A 17,297-nucleotide genomic window follows, 5' to 3' on the forward strand; every position below is an offset into this window, starting at 1 on the left:
CGCTCAAGCCCCATCCGGCGCAACCTGTGCCTTGACACCGGGATGACGGCCTACCTTTCCCCGTCGCGGCCGAGCAGGAAATCCACCATGATGCCCTGGTGCTGCTCATACATGTCCGTACCGGTCCCGGTCACGCAGCCGATCCTGCGGGCGGCAGCGATGAAGGGCGAGACTTCGGGCTTTGTGATGACGCAGCCGCAATAGGCAGTCGGCGCCAGCCGCGCGACATCGACCGGCAGCGGATCGCCCTCCTTCATCCCGGCGGGTGTCGCATTGGCGACGAAATCGAAGCCCGCGGGATCCCCGGTACCGATCCGCACGGGCGTTCTGCCGAGCCCGTTGAGCCGGCCGATCAGTGCGTCGCGGCGCTCGGGCACGCTGTCGTGAATCGCGAGATCGCTCACACCGGCTTCGACCAGCGCAAGCGCGATCGCCGATCCTGCGCCGCCGGCGCCGACGAGCAGTGCCCGCATGCCGCCGGGATCGATCCCCTTCGCCCGCGCCGCACCGACGAAACCGAGGCCGTCCACCATGTCGCCATGCCAGGAGCGGTCGCCGCGCCGGCGCATCAGGTTCGCCGTGCGCAGGAAATGTGCGCGCTCGGTCGCACTGACGCAGGCCTGGTAGCAGGCGAATTTGTGCGGGATGGTCACGACGATGCCGTCGAGGTTCTTCAGCCGCGTCGCCAGCGAAAGGAAATCAGCGAGGTCAGCAGCCGAAACCTGGACCGGCACGAGAATGCCGTCATGGCCGCGCGCGGCGAAGGCGGCTGTTACGCCTGCCGGCGAGCGCACCTGTGCGATGGGATCGCCGACGATGACGTAGAGCCGCGTCGCGCCTGATGGGGCCGGGATCATACCGTTGAGGCCGGAACCTGAGAGCCGCCCGCCTCGGTCCCCTCAGTCAATTCCAGCCCATCCAGATTGCCTTCCTTGCGCCATTTGTCGAGCAGCCGCAGGAACGCCACCGGCCCGCGCCAGTACTGGCTGTTTCTTGCCGCGATCGGATCGAACACGCCCTCGTTGTTGTAATAGCCCGGCGTGCACTCGGCCAGATAGGTCTGGCGGCCGAGCGCGGCCTTGACGACTTCGTCGACCCAGGCGTTCTCGGCGGCGAGCGTCGGCTCCAGCGTCCGCGCTTTGCGCTTGCGCGCCTCCGCGATCACATAGGCGATGTGCTGCGACTGCTCGTCGATGATGTGCGGAAAATTGGCGCTCTGGCCGGCCTGCACCGTGACGATCAGGAAGCAATTCGGGAAGCCGCGACTGTAGAAGCCATGCAGCGTCTTGACGCCATCGCGCCATCGCTCGGACAGGCTCACACCGTCGCGGCCGTAAACCTCGAAGCCCATGCGGCGGGCATAGTCAGTGCCGACCTCGAAGCCGCTGGCATAGATCAGGCAGTCGAGCTCATGGGCCTTGCCGTCAACCACGACGGCGTTCTCGGTGATGCGCTCGACGCCCTCGCCCCTGGTGTCGACCAGATGCACGTTGGGACGATTGAAGGTGTCGAGATATTCGTCGTGGAAGCATGGGCGCTTGCAGAACGCCTTGTACCAGGGCTTGAGCGCCGCCGCGGCGGCTTCGTCCTTCACCACGGTATCGACGCGCGCGCGGATCTCTTCCATCTTGCGGTAGTCGGCCTGCTCGATGACCTTCAACGCCTCTTCGAGCGAGGTCACCGGCTGCGGCTGGCGGCGCGGCGCGAGCAGGATCTCGCCAAGCAGGCCGGTCCAGCCGTCCTGGACCAGGTCCCGTTCGAACGGCTCGCCCGAGATCACCGCGGTGAAATTGTCCATGCGCTCGCGCTGCCAGCCGGGCTTGAGGCTCTGCGCCCAGTCTGCGTCCGTCGGACGGTCGTCGCGCACACCGATCGCCGATGGCGTGCGCTGGAAGACGTAGAGCTCTTTCGCCGAGCGGCCGAGATGCGGCACGCATTGCACGGCGGTCGCGCCAGTGCCAATGATGCCGACGCGCTTGTCGGCGAGACCTGTGAGACCGCCTTCGGCCGTGCCGCCGGTGTAGCCATAGTCCCAGCGGCTGGTGTGGAAGCTGTGTCCCCTGAAGGTCTCGATGCCGGGAATGCCCGGCAGCTTCGGACGGCTCAGCGGGCCCCCGGCGAGAATGACGAAGCGCGCGCAGATGCGATCGCCGCGGTCGGTCTCGACCAACCAGCGTCCCTCCTGCTCCTGCCATTCCATCCGCGAGACGATGGTCTGAAACAGCGCGCGCTCGTAGAGGCCGAAGTGACGGCCGATGCGGCGGGAGTGTTCGTAGATCTCGGGCGCGCGCGCATATTTGCGCACCGGCATGTAGCCGGTCTCTTCCAGCAGCGGCAGATAGATGTAGCTCTCGGTATCGCAGGCCGCCCCGGGATAACGATTCCAGTACCAGGTGCCGCCGAAATCGGCGGCCTTTTCCACGAGACGAAAATCCTCGATGCCGGCCTCGCGCAGGCGGGCGCCGCAGAGCAGGCCGCCGAAGCCGCCGCCAACGATGAGAACTTCGGTTTCTTCCCTGACCGAAGCGCGCGCAAACCCGGGATCGGCCCAGGGATCGTCGAGGTAGCGGCCGAAATCGCCTGTGACCTCGACATATTGCGCCTTGCCCTCGGCGCGCAAACGCCGGTCGCGCTCGTCGCGATAGCGCGCACGGAGTGCGGAAATATCGACCGTAGATTCGCCGGCTGCGCCGGTCTTGTGTCTTTCCGCTGACATCGATTTCCTCCGCGGCGGACGCTGCTTCGGATCAGTTAGCCCCGAAAAAGTGACGCATGCAATCGCGTCGCTCGCTTTTTGCGTGAACGTCCCGTGACGTTCCGCTAACCTCGCACGTAAATCACAAGCATACGCCACGCAACGACGTGGCAGCCCGGAGGAGACCATGCAGGGATTGATGATGGACATGCCGCTTTTGATCAGCGGCCTGATCCAGTATGCCGCAGACTACCACGGCGAAGCCGAGATCGTCGCGCGCGAGATCGAGGGCGACATCCATCGCTACACCTATGCCGACGCCCATCCACGCATCAAGCGCATGGCGCTGGCGCTGAAGCGGCTCGGCATGAAGCAAGGCGACCGCGTCGGCACCCTGGCCTGGAATACGCACCGCCATTTCGAGATGTTCTATGCCGCGCCGGGCATGGGCTACGTGCTGCACACCATCAATCCGCGGCTATTCCCCGAGCAGCTCGTCTACATCATCAACCACGCCGAAGACCGGCTGCTGTTCATCGACCGCGCCACGCTGCCGCTGGTCGAGGCGATCGCGCCGCAGCTGAAGACGATCGAGGCCTTCGTCGTGATGTCTTCGCGCGAGCGGATGCCGGAGACCAAGCTTGCGAACGTGCATTGCTACGAGGATCTCCTCGCCAGCGAGAACGACGCCGGTTTCGCCTGGCCGGAGTTCGACGAAAAATCCGCATCCACCATCTGCTACACGTCGGGCACGACGGGCAACCCCAAGGGCGTGATCTACTCGCACCGCGCCGCCATCCTGCAGACCATGACTTGCTGCAATTTCGACTTCCTGCCGGGACATCTCGAAGGCGTGCGCGAAGTCATGATGCCGATGGCGCCGCTCTTCCACGGCAACGGCTGGAACATGCCGTTCACTGCGCCTTACACGGGATCAAAGCTGGTGCTGCCCGGCCGTAACTATGAGCCCGACAAGCTCTATGAGCTGCTCGAAGGCGAGAAGGTGACGCTCTCCGCCGGCGTGCCGAGCTTCTGGCTGATCCTGCTCGATTGGCTGGGGCGCACCGGCAACAAATTCTCGACGCTGCGCGCGACGCTGTCGTCCGGCTCGGCGCCGCCGCGCGCGATGGTCGAGAAGCTCAAGCGCGACTATGACGTCGACTACGTCCAGGCCTGGGGCATGACCGAGGCCCTGGGCTGCTCGATGCCGGGCTTGCGGCCCGGCTCCGAGCATCTCGGCGACAAGGAGAAATTCGACCGGCGCCAGGTGTCGGGCCGCGCCTGCTTCGGCACCTCCTTGCGCATCGTCGACGACGGCGGCAACGAGCTGCCGCGCGACGGCAAGACCGTCGGCCATTTGCGCGCCCGCGGCCCATGGGTCGCTTCCGGCTATATGAAGCTCGACGAAGGCCTCGACCGTGATGGCTGGCTGATCACCGGCGACATGGCGGTGATCGACAGCCAAGGCCACGTCACGCTGACCGATCGCTCCAAGGATGTGATCAAGTCCGGCGGCGAATGGATCTCCTCGATCCAGCTCGAGGACGTCGCCTTGTCCCACCCCGACGTGCTTCAGGCCGCGGTGGTCGCGATCAACCACGAGAAATGGCAGGAGCGTCCCCTGCTCCTCGTCGTCCGCAAGAAAGGCGCGACCGTCGACGGCAAGACCCTGCTCGACCACATGCGCCCGAAGATCGCGAGCTGGTGGATGCCCGACGCCGTCGAATTCCTCGACGAGTTTCCGATGACCGGCACCGGCAAGGTGCTCAAATCCGCGCTGCGCGAGAAGTTCAGGGAGTACCGCGTCGCCTGAGGTACGCGCACCCTGCCGTGCGCGGTCTTCATCTTTTGGTAGATTCGACGGCGATATATCGAGATGTCGCTAACTCCAGGGATCGAGGACAGCATGGCGTTTTCCGGATTGGGCCTGCATCTCGGCAATCTGTCGCGCCTGTCGAATGCGCAGACGCGCTCGATCAGCCCCGAGAATTTCACCGGCGAGAAGGGCAAGGGCGGCATGTCCGTCGACGGACCCGCCGCACGCCAGGCCCGCGATCTCGGCCAGGGCTGGAAGATCTCGCCCTATGTCGTCATCGAACCCGGCGCGACCTTTACGCTCGCCGACATTCAGGGCCAGGGCGCGATCCAGCAGATCTGGATGACGCTGGCGCGCGGGCGGCTGCGTCACTCGATCCTCCGGATCTGTTGGGACGACCAGGAGCAACCGAGCGTCGAGTGCCCGGCCGGCGATTTCTTTGCCTGCGGATGGGAGGAATTCGCGCAGGTGTCCTCGCTCGCGGTCTGCGTCAATCCCGGCCGCGCCTTCAACTGCTACTGGGAGATGCCGTTCCGCAAGCGCGCGCGCTTCACGCTGGAGAACCGCAGCGAGGAGCAGCTCACCGTTTACTACCAGATCAATTATGCGCTCACCGAGGTGCCCGAGGACTGCGCCTATTTCCATGCGCAGTTCCGGCGCACCAATCCGCTACCCTACAAGGGGGTCTACACCATCCTCGATGGCGTCAGCGGTGCGGGCCATTATGTCGGCACCTATATGGCCTGGGGCGTCAACAACAACGGCTGGTGGGGCGAAGGCGAGATCAAGTTCTTCATCGACGGCGACGGTGCATTCCCGACCATCTGCGGCACCGGCACCGAGGATTATTTCTGCGGCGCCTACAATTTCGATCCCCATGTCGCGCATTCCGGCCAGGGGCAATCACGCTACCAGGAATTCACCACGCCCTATGCCGGCCTGCCGCAGGTGATCCGTCCCGATGGCGTCTACAAATCGCAGCAACGCTTCGGCCTGTACCGCTGGCACATCCCCGATCCCGTGCGCTTCCGCTCCGATCTGCGCGTGACGATCCAGGCGCTGGGCTGGCTGCCGGGCGTCAAGGAGGCGAAGTATCTTCCATTGCAGGACGACATCGCCTCGGTCGCGTTCTGGTACCAGACGCTGCCGACCCCGCCCTTCCCGACATTGCCCGGCCCGGATTATCTCGAAATCGGCTAGCCGCCCTTCCCTGCGCTCACAGCATTTGCGCCGCCCGGACGTCGTGAAGATCGTCCGGGCGGCGCCTTCGTGTTCGGCGCCGGCTACCAGGAATACTGGAGCCCCACGCGTCCAAGGGCGCGCACGTCGCTCCACGACTGCGCCGGAAGCGCCACGCCAAACTCCGTCGCGGTCCGGTTGGACGTGGACGTCAAGCTGCCGCGATCGAGACCGAACGCGATGCCCATGGTCAGTGACAGGTTTCCCTGGATCCTGATCATTCCGACCACACCGGCGGCATGCTGCCCGTCAAAGACGGCCCAGTGCGTCGAGATCGCATAGTTGGTCCCGTCGGGCAGGAACGGATTGACGAGCGAAGTCGCCATGGCCGTTCCCGTCGCTGCACGGGTAATCTGGCGCGCGAGATCGAACTGGCTCTGCACCGTCTGCCCCGCGTTCACGCAGGTGTCGGTACCCGGTATGTAGAAGAAGTTGGCACCGTAGATCGAGCAGATCTTTTCGTACTCGACCGCAGCATGGCCGGGCGTCGGGATCGCCAGAACCACAGCGGCAGTCGCAAGGATAGCGCGCAGGTGACATCGGAAGACGTCTCGTGCCGCGTTGATTTGCTTCCACATGTTTGTCTCCAATCAGTGACGTTGACGCGGCTCAGTAACGAGCAACGATGGCATCGCCGTTGAAGCGGTAGTTCACGCCGAGCTTCACGAGGTGCAGGTCATGGTCGACGTTTTGGGTACTGATCCGTGTGCTCAGCGCGATCGCGGCCGGACCGAAGTACAGATAGTCGTACTCCAGTCGCGCCGAGAGATTGCTCGTCAACGCGTATTCAAGGCCAACGCCGCCGGTCAAACCGGTCCGCTGGTGGTTCACGTCGAGCGGAGCAAACGTGCCGACATAGGCCTGGTAGGCGACGTTGGCCCATGCAACGCCGCCTTTGGCGTAAGCCAGCACATTATCAAACGCGTAGCCGATGCGACCGGTACCCGTCGCCAGTGCTTGGTACGACACTGAAAGCCCGGACAAGATGGGGTTCGCGGGATCGAACGGCCGATTGCCCTTGATCGACGCCCAGGAGAGATCGAGCTCGGCACCGACCACGATGTTGTCGAACTGCCAGTTGCCGCCAACCTGCGCACCTGCGAGCGCGCCCTTTGTGTCCATCGCGAAGCGGTCTTGCGCGAATGCGAAGCTCGGGTCTACGAGCCGGCTGCTGCCCATGCCATAACCGCCATGAGCACCAATGTAGAAGCCGTTCCAGAGCGGCACCGGAGCGACGACCGGAGCCTTCACTGTCATGTCGGCCGCGTTCGCAGATGTGGCAGTGAGCGGCATGGCCGCGAGAAGCGGCGTGGCGGCAGCAACGCAGGAGAGGAAGCGGCGCGCCGATCGCGAGAGAGAGATTGTCATGGGATGATCTTTCAAAATGTCAGAATGAATTTTCGGAGCGAGCGTCGCGTGCTTCACCAGGCGTACATGAAGCCCGCGCGGCCGAGGCCACGGACGTCACTCCACGATTGCGCCGGGATCGCCGTGCCGAATTCCGTCTGCGTCCGGTTGGTGAGGGACGTGAGGCTTCCCTTGTCGAGGCCGAGCGAGAAGCCGCCCGAGAACACGAAGTTGCCGGAGACCCGCACGAGCCCTGAGAAGCCCGCTGCGTGCTGGCCGTCATAGGTCGCCCAGTGGGTCGAGACGGCGTAGTTGGTGCCGGTCGGAAGCCACGGCGCGACGAGCGACGCAGCCATCGCGGTGCCGGTCGAAGCGCGGGTCTGCGCACGCGCGAGATCGAACTGGTTCGTCGCGATCTGGTTGGCGTTGGTGCAGGTGTCGGTGCCCGGAATGTAGAAGAAGCCGGCGCCGTACAAGGAGCAGACCTTGACGTACTCGACCGGAGCGGCGTGGCCTGGTGCGGCGATCATGGCGCCGAGGCCGGCGGTGACGACTGCAGCGATCTTGGACATGGTGAACATGATGTTGTCTCCGAGGATTTCTGTTGAATGCTGTTTCGATGTGCCGGGGAATTAACGCGGGAGGCCGCCGTCGCCGTTGAAGCGGATGTTGATGCCGGCCTTCACCACCTGGACGAAATGCTTGATCTCGGACGTCGTGTCCGCGCTCACCCAGTGGAGCGTTTCGGTGGGGAGAAAGATCGCGTTGTATTCGACCTTGGCGGAGACGTTGCGCAGGAAGGCCACTTCCAGGCCGACGCCGCCGACGGCACCGAACAGCTCGCGGTTGTAGTTGGTGATCTCCGGGGTGAACCGCGACGAGAGCTCCATGCGGGCATAGGCGCCACCGCCCTTGGCATAGGCGAGCCATTGGCCCGATGCGTAGCCGACACGGCCCGTCGCGGTCGCGAGGGCGGTGTAGCCGACCCCGTTGGTGGTGCTCGACGTGAGAAGGGGCGAGGTGCTGGTGTTGCCCTTCACGAAGGACCAGGAGCCGTCGACCTCGGCACCAAGGACATAGTTGCCCAGCTGCCAATTGTAGCCGAGCTGCCCGCCCGCGAGCGGTCCGTTGTAGTAGGCAAAGAACGGATTGTTGGCGGGGCTGTTGAGGGGATCGCGAAACTCCGACTTCCCCCATCCCCAGCCGCCATGGACACCGGCGTAGAATCCAGACCAGGAGACGACGGGTGCAGGCAACGGACCGCCGGCGAAAGCAGGTGAAGTAATAATCGCGCTCACCGCTGCAACGGCGGCGGCGAGTCTGATGCGGTGAGTTACGGAACGTCCTGATTGCGTGTGCATGTCGATGTCCATTTCCTTTTCGAATTCAAGATTGCCGCTATTATATTTCTCTATTTTAGATTGTGCCTTGAGATGCAACGTTTGGATCAAGCCCTTGCTTGCTTTTGAACGAACGAAACCGGCGACCGCGCAGCTTGCGGATCGACGGGACGAACTATCGGTTGTTGGAAGAACCCGCGCGCAGTCTAGAGCAATGCGCTCCGCGTCCTATCGACTGGCGAACTAGGGGCGCGCGATCCGTAAGGATGTGCTTCCGTAGTCCCCTTGTGTTGTCATGACTGCTGCCCCCACTTTTGATTGAGGCCGATCTTAGGCACGACCTTTCGGATTGCCAGTCGCGTCAAAGTCACAGTTGCTGATTGTTTCCCACGCGCTTCTCATTCGGTGCACAAACGCAAGACAACGCATGAATGGACGTTAATATCGCTACGCAACAGGTGAGCTCTGACGCGATTTGCGCAGAGCCGCGCCGATGAAAATGCGATGAGGCAAGCGCCGCTATCGCCGACTCGATTCTGATGCAGGCCGGCCCCGCGTGCAGGCGCTGCTTGATCTACAGGAGGTCCAGATGCTCTACCCGATGTCGCCCAAAGTCGTCGAGCTCAAGCGCAAGCTCGAAAGTTTCATGGACCGGCACATCTATCCGAACGAGGAGCGCTTCTATCGCGAAGCGGAGGAGCTCGGGCCGTGGAAGGTCTATCCCGTCGTCGAGGAGCTGAAGCCGCTGGCGCGCGCCGAGGGTCTCTGGAATCTGTTCCTGCCGGAGTCCGGCCACGGCGCGGGTCTCACCAATCTCGAATATGCCCCGCTCTGCGAGGTGATGGGGCGCACGCATCTGGCGCCCGAAGTGTTCAACTGCTCGGCGCCCGACACCGGCAACATGGAGGTGCTGGAACGCTATGGCACGGAGAAGGACAAGGAGCGCTGGCTGAAGCCGCTGCTATCAGGCGAAATCCGCTCCTGCTTCGCCATGACCGAGCCCGCGGTCGCATCATCCGATGCGACGAACATCGAAAGCTCGATCGTGCGCGACGGCGACCATTACGTCATCAATGGGCGCAAATGGTACACGACCAACGCGACCGACCCGCGCTGCAAGATCTGCATCTTCATGGGCAAGACCGATCCGGACAATCCCGACCGCCACAAGCAGCAATCCATGATCCTTGTGCCGATGGACACGCCGGGCATCGAGGTGAAACGTCCGCTGCCCGTGTTCGGCTTCTACGGCGTGCCCGACCGCGCTTCCGAGGTCGTCTTCACCAATGTGCGCGTGCCCAAGGAGAACATGCTGCTGGGCGAAGGCCGCGGCTTCGAGATCGCACAAGGCCGCCTCGGCCCCGGCCGCATCCATCACTGCATGCGGCTGATTGGACTAGCCGAACGCACGCTGGAAAAGATGTGTCGCCGCGTGCGCAGCCGCGTCGCCTTCGGCAAGCCGGTCTCAGAGCAGACCGTGACGCAGGAGCGCATCGCGGAAGCCCGCATCATGATCGAGCAGGCCCGGCTGCTGACGCTCAACGCCGCCTATGCGATGGACACGGTCGGCAACAAGGTCGCGAAGGCCGAGATCGCGATGATCAAGGTCGCCGTGCCCAACATGGCCTGCCAGATCGTCGACTGGGCCATCCAGGCCCATGGCGGCGGCGGCACCTCGAACGATTTTGGCTTGACCCAGGCTTACGCGACCGCGCGCCTGTTGCGGCTCGCTGATGGGCCGGATGAAGTCCACAGGAACCAGATCGCGCGGTTCGAGCTGAAGAAATACTCGAATGCCTGAGTCGATGTTAGTTCGTCAGTCCAGAGCCGGGCGCCTGAGCATCGGAGTCTAATCGACGCTTTGCGGCTCCGGGATGGATGCAGACACATTTTGCTTCGAAATCGCTTCGAGCATAGCTCCGAAAATGATGATCGGCAGATAGAACGCAAGCATGACCGTATTCCTCCTGCTGTGACAACCTTGGCCTGCAGGACCAGGTTCCTCAAATTGACACTCGCCCGCCTCGGAACATTTTCGTGGCTTACCTAGCTACCGAAGAAACCGAGTCGCAGGCAGTTTCAGGAACGCATCGCGTCAATCGCATGGGCGATCAGAACGACTGCGCTCGCGGCAATGAGAAACACAAAGAACCAGCTCATGTCCGCCTCCGATCCCGGAAGTGAACGCGCTCATCCATGCACAGTCAAAACCCATCGGTCTGGAACCGCTATTCAACGGCTGGCTGATGCTTCGCTGCAACATTTGCGTCCGCTGTCGGCTCTATCGGCAGAATGCCAAAAGGAGCAACGCGCCTACGACGCAGGCTGCCAGGACTAAAAACCAAACGCCCATAAGTCCCCCGACTCACACAAGCGAGTCAGGATTAGCCCTGCGATCTGGCATTGAAACGCCTGTTGGCGGTTTTCCCCAAGCCAGGCGCGATCCATGGGCTCGTTGCGTTAGTCCAATACCTCTACCGTCGCAGAGCGGCCGGCGACGAGCGATATGGTGTCGGGGACATTGTCCAGCGCGATGCGCACGGGGACGCGCTGGGCGAGCCGCACCCAGCTGAAGGTCGGGTTGACATTGGCAAGCAGGTTCGCGCCCTCGGCGCGGTCGCGGTCCTCGATGCCGGCGGCGATGCTCTCGACATGGCCCGACAGCGTGACCGTCTCGCCCATCAGGCGAACCCGCACCTTGTCGCCGGTGCGGATGCGCGCGAGCTTTGTCTCTTCGAAATAGCCCTCCACATGCAACGTGTCGGTGTCGACCAGCGCCATCACGCCCTTGCCAGCCGTGACGTAGGCGCCGGGACGCAGATCCATGTTGGTGATGACACCGTTCACGGAGGCGTGGACCTCGCTGCGATCGAGGTTGAGCTGGGCGACCGCGCGGTCGGCGACGGCCTGATCGAACGCCGCCTTGGCCTGGAGCTGGGTCGCCAACACCTGCTCCTGCTTCTGCTGCGATACCGCATCGGTCGTCAGCGCGCTGTAGCGCTTCAAATCGGAATTGGCCTGGTCGAGCGTGGCCTGATGACCCGCCACCGATGCATCGGCTTGCCGCAAGGCCAGCGCGAAACGTTCGCGATCAATCCGGAACAGCACATCGCCGCGATGGACTTTCTGGTTGTCCTTGACCAGTACCTCCGTGACGAACCCGGAGACGTCAGGCGCGACCTGAACCACGTCGGCACGGACGCGGCCGTCGCGGGTCCAGGGCTGCTCCATGTAATAGACCCAAAGCTCACGGCCGACCGCGAGCGCGGCGACGACGGCGAGAACGGTCAGCGCAAGGCGGCCAAACCAGGCGAAATTCCCCTTCATGGCAAAAACTCCGAGAGATAGACGACGCCGCCGAGAAGACAGACGAAAATCGCGAAATCGAACAGCGCACGGTGCCAGACCAGCCGGTAGAGGTCGAAGCGCTGCATGAGCCGGCGCAGGATCGCGCTCAGGACGTAGGCGACGATGATCCACGCCAGCAACGCCGGCACGAGCACGCCATAGATGTCGATCTGGTACCTCATGCCGCAACACTCTTGCCTGCACGCGGTCGATAGGCCGGTGCGTCCGGAAACAGGCCGCGCCTGATGCCGACGAGGCCGATCAGGGCGTCTTCGCGCGCGCTGTCATTGGAATCCGCCACCGCCTTGGCCAGCGCCCGATCGACGCTGGTCAACAGCTCGGTCGGCATTCCCCCACCGGCATAGCTGCGGCAAGCGATGGCGAGCTGATCAAGCATGTCGTCGATGACGGCAATCGTGGTTGCGGCAAGCCCATAACGGGCGCGGCGCAGGTCGATGATATTGATCCCGATTCGAAGCTGCACGAGGCTGTCGGCATCGCGGCGATCGCTCTCGGAGAGGAAGGCGATCCGCTGCACCAGAAGGCCCAGACGGTGCAGCATGAGGCCTGCAAACTCTGCCCGATCATGTTTGCCGCGGCGCTCGGCAGCGACCGCGAGCGTCTTCCAGCTCGACAGCACCAGGCGATGGGCGATCCACTCCGCGCCCACGCCGCGCGCGATCCGCGTCACGAGCTCGGCGATGACGACGCCGACGAAGAAGGCGACCGCGGAATTGGCATAGGATGCGAATTCCGCGCTGTAGGTCGATTGCAGCGCCAATAGCGTTGCGGTGTTGGCCGCGAGCGCCATGCCTGTTCCCGCCGTTGCCGGCCGTCCGATCAGGAAGCCGTAGAGCAGGAAGGTCGGCGCCAGCGCGACGATCAGAACCTCGATATGGGAGATCGCGGGCACCAGCGCGAACAGATAGATCGCGACGACCACGATGGCGACCAGCGACCACAGGCCGAAACTGCGGATGAAACGTGCGGGCTCGTCCTGCGCGGCAAAGAAGGAGCACGCGACCGCCGCCATCATCGGCGCCGACGCGCCGTCGGGCCAGCCGGTCCCGATCCAGAACGCGCAGCAGATCAGGATGGCGGTGGCCGCGCCGGCCGCCGACCACAAGGCAAGGCCGCGGTCGCGATGGCGCACCGGCGCGGCGCCGGCCTCGGAATGGAAGGCCAGATCGAGCGTCGAAACATTGCGGCTCTCGGCGATGGCCTCGCTGAGCGCGCGGCAGTCGCGCGAGAGGTCGACCAGCTCGCGCAGCCGCAACAGCAGGCTCGTGGTGATGATCCGCTCCCATGAGGCGCTGTCATCGAGCACCGCCTGTCGCTCTGTGATCGCGGCGCGGATCGGCTCGGCCGGTTGCCGCGCGCCGACATCGCTGCCAATCCATTGCGCAAGATCCTCCAGCAGCCGCTTCAGCTCGGGCTGCCGACGCAGCGCCTCCTCCCCCAGCGCTGCCAGCCGATCCTCCAACGAGGCGATCACCGGCAACAGCATCAGCATGCGCAGCCGGATCTCGCCGAGGCCGGTCACCACATTGCGATCGGTCAGCCGGTCATACGCAAGATGGGTGGAAAGCGTGTCGATCTCGACGATGTCGGTCGCAAGCTTGAGTCGCTTGCCGCGGCGCGTTTCACTCGTTCCCTGACGAAGCAGCACCGCCTGGCTCAGGCGCTGCGCATCCGACAGCCAGGCGTCGACGCGATTGGCAACGGCTGGCGCGACGCTGCGGGGAAAGACGATGGTGGAGACGAGGCTCGCGCAGATGATGCCGAGGGAAATCTCCTCCACCCGCGCAATGGCGGTATCGAAGATGGCGCCGGGCTCCGAGACCGAGGGAAACCCGATCAACGCGACCGTGTATCCCGCCAGCATGAAGACGTAGCTGCGCGGCGTGCCATCCAGCAGCGACAGATAGAGGCAGAGCCCGACCCAGAGCGCGATCGCGAGGCAAAGCAGTTCCGGCGCATCGATCAGGTTCGGCACCAGCACCACCGTCATGGTGGCGCCGACCAGCGTGCCCATGACGCGGAAGAACGCTTTTGAGCTGGTCGCGCCCGCCAGCGGCTGCGAGGTGATGTAGACGGTCGCCATCGCCCAATAGGGCCGCGGCAGGTCCATGGCGAATGCGACGACGAGCGCCAGCATCGACGCGGCAAACGTCTTCAACGCAAAAATGACGTCCGCGTGGCGGACCAGGAACGGCTCGTCTGCGCGCATGCTATTTCGTCTCTGGACCGGGCTTGGTGTCCTGCAGGCGACTGGCCCGCTGTTCGATGCGCTGAAGAGTTTCGAAGGTTATCGCAAGTTCGTCCGCGCCGATATCCTTGAGCAGGCTCGCCCGTACCCGCCGCAGCACCCGGTTGGTCTCTTCGACCTTCGCCCCGCCCGCTTTGGTCAGATGTAGCGTTTTGGCACGGCGGTCGCTCCGATCCTCGCGACGTTCAACCAGCCCCTCGGCCTCGAGCAGATCGATCAACCGGACCAGCGACGGCCCCTCGATGCCGAGCTCGTCGGCGAGCACGCCCTGGCGGACGTTCTCGCCCTGACGCGACAGCACCAGCAGCGGAATCGCGGTCGCATAGGACAGGCCGTGATCGGACAGTGCCTGATCCGACTCGCGGCGCCAGATGCGGGCCAGGCGGGCGATCAGCCGACCGATCTCGCCGTGGATATGAGCCTGCGAGGGAGCCATGCAAATTAGATAGGACACGAACTATTAGCCTGCAACTATATAATCCGGGGTATCCCAATCGATCACGCAAATGCGAACGAGGACAGCGCTGGATGGGACCGGGTTCCGCGACCGAGGCAAGGGAGACGATAGCGGGCGAGAGCGCGCTGACGCTGGTCCCGACCTTCGTGGTCGTCGCCGTGGACGCGACGGGCATGGGAATCATCCTGCCGCTATTGCCGTTCTACTCGCAGCGGCTCGGCGCAACGCCGTTCCTGCTCGGCGCACTGATCTCGACCTATGCCGTCTGCCAGCTCGTCGCCGGCCCCGTGGTCGGCATGCTCTCGGATCGGTACGGCCGGCGGAAGGTTCTGGTCGTCAGCCAGATCGGCACTTTCATCGGCTTCATCCTGCTCGCGTTAGCGGGCAACCTGACGCTGGTGTTCCTGGCGCGCATCATCGACGGCCTGACCTCAGGCAACATCTCGGTCGCTCACGCCTATGCCGCCGAGCACAGCGCGCCGGCAACGCGCAAGCAGGCACTCGGCATGACCAGCGGTGCGATCGGAACCGGGCTGCTGCTCGGCCCTGCTCTCTCGAGCTTCCTCGTGCACTACGGCCCGACCGCGCCGGTGTGGGCCGCGGCCGCGCTCTCGCTGATCAGCATCGTTGCGACGATCGCCCTGCTCCCGCCTGATCACCCGGCGTCCGAGCCGCTCTACCAGCATCGTGTGCCCGAGCCGACGCTGACCCGCAGCCTGCTCGACATGCGCTATGCCTGGCGGCTGCTCGGCCTGCTCATCGTGTTCTTCTTCGTCAACTCGATGTTCCTGTCGCAGATCGGCCTGTTCCTGTCGGCGCGGTTCTCCTGGGACGGACATCCCTTCGGCGCGCGCGAGCTCGGCTGGATGTTCGCCTATGCCGGCTTCATCAACATGGTGGTTCAGGGCTTCCTGATCACGCGCGTCAGCCTGATCGCCTCCGACCGCAGCATCGTGATGACGGCCTTCGCCTGCATGGGCCTCGGCTTTGCCGGGCTCGCAGCCGGCGACAATGTCGGCCTGCTCGCGGTCAACCTGTCGCTGATCATCGTCGGCACCATGTTCGCGCGAAGCACGTTGACGGCCGAGCTGTCGCGCTCGACCGCGATCAACCGCCAGGGCATGATCATGGGCCTCAACCAGTCCCTGATGTCGGGCGCAAATATCAGCGCACCGCTCCTGAGCGGCGCGCTGATCGGTCATCGGCTGTTCGTCCCGTGGGCGCTGATAATGGCTGCGATCGCTGTGGTCGGCACCGCGCTGGCCGGCCAACTGCTCGATACGCCGCGGACGCGCTAGCGCCCTCGCCTCACTTCACCAGGTACACGTCCGGATCGGCGCTCGAGCTCGGCTTCTTGAAGGCCTGGCGCAGGGCTGCCGACATCGGAACGTTGTAATTGATGCCGTTCGGCGGCGTTGGCGATTCCAGCCAGCGCTTGTAGAGAACCTCGATCTCCGGGCTCGCGTAAAGCTCCGCGGTGGCGCGGTCGGCCAGCGCCTTGAACGCCGCATCCTCCCGCCGCAGCATGATCCCGAAGGGCTCGGCCTTCGCGAACGTCTCCTCGCTGATCATGAACAGCGCCGGTTCCTTCGAGCGCGCAATCGCGACCGCGAGCTGGACGTCGTCGAGCGCGTAAGCCTGGGCGCGGTCGGTTTCCAGCAGCAGGAACGCTTCGGCCTGATCCACGGCCGGCATTATTCTGATGCCAAGGTTTCGCTCGGTGTTGACCTTGGCAAGCTGATTCAGATTGACCGAGCCTGCCACCGCCGTGACGGCCTTGCCCTTGAGATCGTCGATGGTGTTGATCTTCGCGGCTTTCTTGGCTGCAAACCGGGTCGCGCTGAGGAAATGCGTGTTGGTGAAGGCGACCTGTTTCTGGCGGTCGGCGTTGTTGGTTGTCGCCGAGCAGTGCAGATCGAGGGTGCCGTTGACCATCAGCGGAATCCGGTTCGACGACGTCACGGCGAGGGTGTCGACGGCGATGTCGGGCATGCCGAGCTGCTTCTTCACGGCATCCACGATTCTGAGGCAGATATCCATCGCGAAGCCGATCGGCTTCTGGTTGCCGTCGAGATAGCTGAAGGGGACCGAGGCCTCCTGATAGCCCAGCGTGATCTTCTTGGTCTCCTTGACCTTCTGGAGCGTGCCCGACAGATCCTCGGCTGAAGCTGCGCCCGCAAGACATGTGACGGCCAGGATAATTGTGGGAAGACGCATCGGGGGCTCCTCAAGGGGGCTTGCGCCTCCGTGCCGGGCGCAGTCGCAGGGGTAATAGCGCAGACGCCTGCCAGCCGCCAGAGCAGCTTGCGTCTATCAGCTATCGCAGCTTTCGATGTGCCAGCCCCTACGCGTCGATGCCCCGCTGCACCAGGATGCGCTCGGCGCTGTCGTTCCAGACGTCCATCTTGACGATCTGCCCGCTCCGGACGACGAAGCGGTCGACGTAGCGGTTGCCCTCGAACGGCGTGCCGTCCATCCACTCGCCATAGAGCGTGCCCACGCTGTAGACGACGGTCTCGTCCACGCCGGGGCAAACATCGAAGCGATCCATCTTCTTCTTGACCCAGCGATAGCGCTTGGCGTTGAAGCCGGTCGGCCCGCGCGGGTGGTCGAACTCGCGCCCGCCGGTAAAGGTGATCACCGTGCCCGGCTTCATATAGGCCGCCGCGGCATCGGGATCGGGAATCATAGAGGCCGTGAGATAGGCTTCCACGATCTCGGCGTCCGACGACGGCGCGTTCTGGCTTTTCACGGCTACGGACATGGCGGCATCTCCCGGACAAATT

The 17,297-nt window shown here is 64.1% G+C and carries 16 protein-coding genes; 4 read left to right on the plus strand and 12 right to left on the minus strand.

Features of this window, described 5'->3' with window-relative positions:
- Positions 1-50 precede the first annotated feature (50 nt).
- Positions 51-857 carry a shikimate dehydrogenase gene (locus OWC48_RS00535; protein ID WP_282518168.1) on the minus strand — a complete coding sequence of 269 codons (807 nt, stop codon included), beginning with the start codon at positions 855-857 and terminating at the stop codon, positions 51-53.
- A complete protein-coding gene (locus tag OWC48_RS00540) occupies positions 854-2,716 on the minus strand; it encodes an NAD(P)/FAD-dependent oxidoreductase (protein WP_282518169.1) in 1,863 nt (620 codons plus the stop codon). The genes OWC48_RS00535 and OWC48_RS00540 overlap by 4 nt, the downstream gene beginning before the upstream one ends.
- Positions 2,717-2,882: 166 nt before the next feature.
- Between OWC48_RS00540 and OWC48_RS00545 the strand changes: the two genes are divergently transcribed.
- On the plus strand, positions 2,883-4,508 hold the full coding sequence (locus tag OWC48_RS00545) for a long-chain fatty acid--CoA ligase (RefSeq protein WP_282518170.1): 1,626 nt from the start codon (positions 2,883-2,885) through the stop codon (positions 4,506-4,508).
- Positions 4,509-4,571: 63 nt separating this feature from the next.
- On the plus strand, positions 4,572-5,711 hold the full coding sequence (locus OWC48_RS00550) for a glycoside hydrolase family 172 protein (protein ID WP_282518171.1): 1,140 nt from the start codon (positions 4,572-4,574) through the stop codon (positions 5,709-5,711).
- Positions 5,712-5,794: 83 nt separating this feature from the next.
- On the opposite strand, the gene OWC48_RS00555 is transcribed toward OWC48_RS00550, so the two are convergent.
- From OWC48_RS00555 to OWC48_RS00570, 4 genes are read right to left on the minus strand one after another with little or no spacing between them, the layout of a single operon-like run.
- Positions 5,795-6,328, minus strand: a complete 534-nt coding sequence (locus OWC48_RS00555; RefSeq protein WP_282518172.1) for a porin — start codon at positions 6,326-6,328, stop codon at positions 5,795-5,797.
- Positions 6,329-6,359: 31 nt separating this feature from the next.
- Positions 6,360-7,175 (minus strand): outer membrane protein, encoded by an 816-nt coding sequence (locus OWC48_RS00560; protein ID WP_282518173.1) that lies wholly within the window; start codon positions 7,173-7,175, stop codon positions 6,360-6,362.
- Positions 7,172-7,678, minus strand: a complete 507-nt coding sequence (locus OWC48_RS00565) for a porin (RefSeq protein WP_282518174.1) — start codon at positions 7,676-7,678, stop codon at positions 7,172-7,174. The genes OWC48_RS00560 and OWC48_RS00565 overlap by 4 nt, the downstream gene beginning before the upstream one ends.
- 51 nt (positions 7,679-7,729) lie before the next feature.
- Positions 7,730-8,470, minus strand: coding sequence for an outer membrane protein (locus OWC48_RS00570; RefSeq protein ID WP_282518175.1), 741 nt, complete (start codon positions 8,468-8,470; stop codon positions 7,730-7,732).
- A 556-nt stretch (positions 8,471-9,026) separates the two neighbouring features.
- On the opposite strand from OWC48_RS00570, the gene OWC48_RS00575 reads away from it, so the two are divergent.
- Positions 9,027-10,238 carry an acyl-CoA dehydrogenase family protein gene (locus OWC48_RS00575; RefSeq protein WP_282518176.1) on the plus strand — a complete coding sequence of 404 codons (1,212 nt, stop codon included), beginning with the start codon at positions 9,027-9,029 and terminating at the stop codon, positions 10,236-10,238.
- Positions 10,239-10,897: 659 nt separating this feature from the next.
- On the opposite strand, the gene OWC48_RS00580 is transcribed toward OWC48_RS00575, so the two are convergent.
- From OWC48_RS00580 to OWC48_RS00595, 4 genes are read right to left on the minus strand one after another with little or no spacing between them, the layout of a single operon-like run.
- Positions 10,898-11,764, minus strand: coding sequence for an HlyD family secretion protein (locus OWC48_RS00580; protein ID WP_063983918.1), 867 nt, complete (start codon positions 11,762-11,764; stop codon positions 10,898-10,900).
- Entirely contained in the window at positions 11,761-11,967 is a 207-nt protein-coding gene (locus tag OWC48_RS00585; protein WP_282518177.1) for a DUF1656 domain-containing protein, read from the minus strand. The genes OWC48_RS00580 and OWC48_RS00585 overlap by 4 nt, the downstream gene beginning before the upstream one ends.
- The gene (locus OWC48_RS00590) at positions 11,964-14,015 is read right to left on the minus strand and encodes an FUSC family protein (protein ID WP_282518178.1); all 2,052 of its coding nucleotides are present in this window, start codon (positions 14,013-14,015) and stop codon (positions 11,964-11,966) included. Before OWC48_RS00590 ends, OWC48_RS00585 begins: the two co-directional genes overlap by 4 nt.
- A 1-nt stretch (position 14,016) precedes the next feature.
- Positions 14,017-14,490: a MarR family winged helix-turn-helix transcriptional regulator gene (locus OWC48_RS00595; RefSeq protein WP_282518179.1), complete on the minus strand. Its 474-nt coding sequence runs from the start codon at positions 14,488-14,490 to the stop codon at positions 14,017-14,019.
- A 92-nt stretch (positions 14,491-14,582) separates the two neighbouring features.
- On the opposite strand from OWC48_RS00595, the gene OWC48_RS00600 reads away from it, so the two are divergent.
- A complete protein-coding gene (locus OWC48_RS00600; protein ID WP_282518180.1) occupies positions 14,583-15,809 on the plus strand; it encodes an MFS transporter in 1,227 nt (408 codons plus the stop codon).
- 10 nt (positions 15,810-15,819) lie between these two features.
- On the opposite strand, the gene OWC48_RS00605 is transcribed toward OWC48_RS00600, so the two are convergent.
- Positions 15,820-16,728: an amino acid ABC transporter substrate-binding protein gene (locus tag OWC48_RS00605; RefSeq protein WP_282518181.1), complete on the minus strand. Its 909-nt coding sequence runs from the start codon at positions 16,726-16,728 to the stop codon at positions 15,820-15,822.
- A 127-nt stretch (positions 16,729-16,855) separates the two neighbouring features.
- On the minus strand, positions 16,856-17,275 hold the full coding sequence (locus tag OWC48_RS00610) for a nuclear transport factor 2 family protein (protein WP_282518182.1): 420 nt from the start codon (positions 17,273-17,275) through the stop codon (positions 16,856-16,858).
- Positions 17,276-17,297 lie beyond the last annotated feature (22 nt).

Source organism: Bradyrhizobium sp. Arg816, assembly GCF_029989365.1.
Classification (GTDB): domain Bacteria; phylum Pseudomonadota; class Alphaproteobacteria; order Rhizobiales; family Xanthobacteraceae; genus Bradyrhizobium.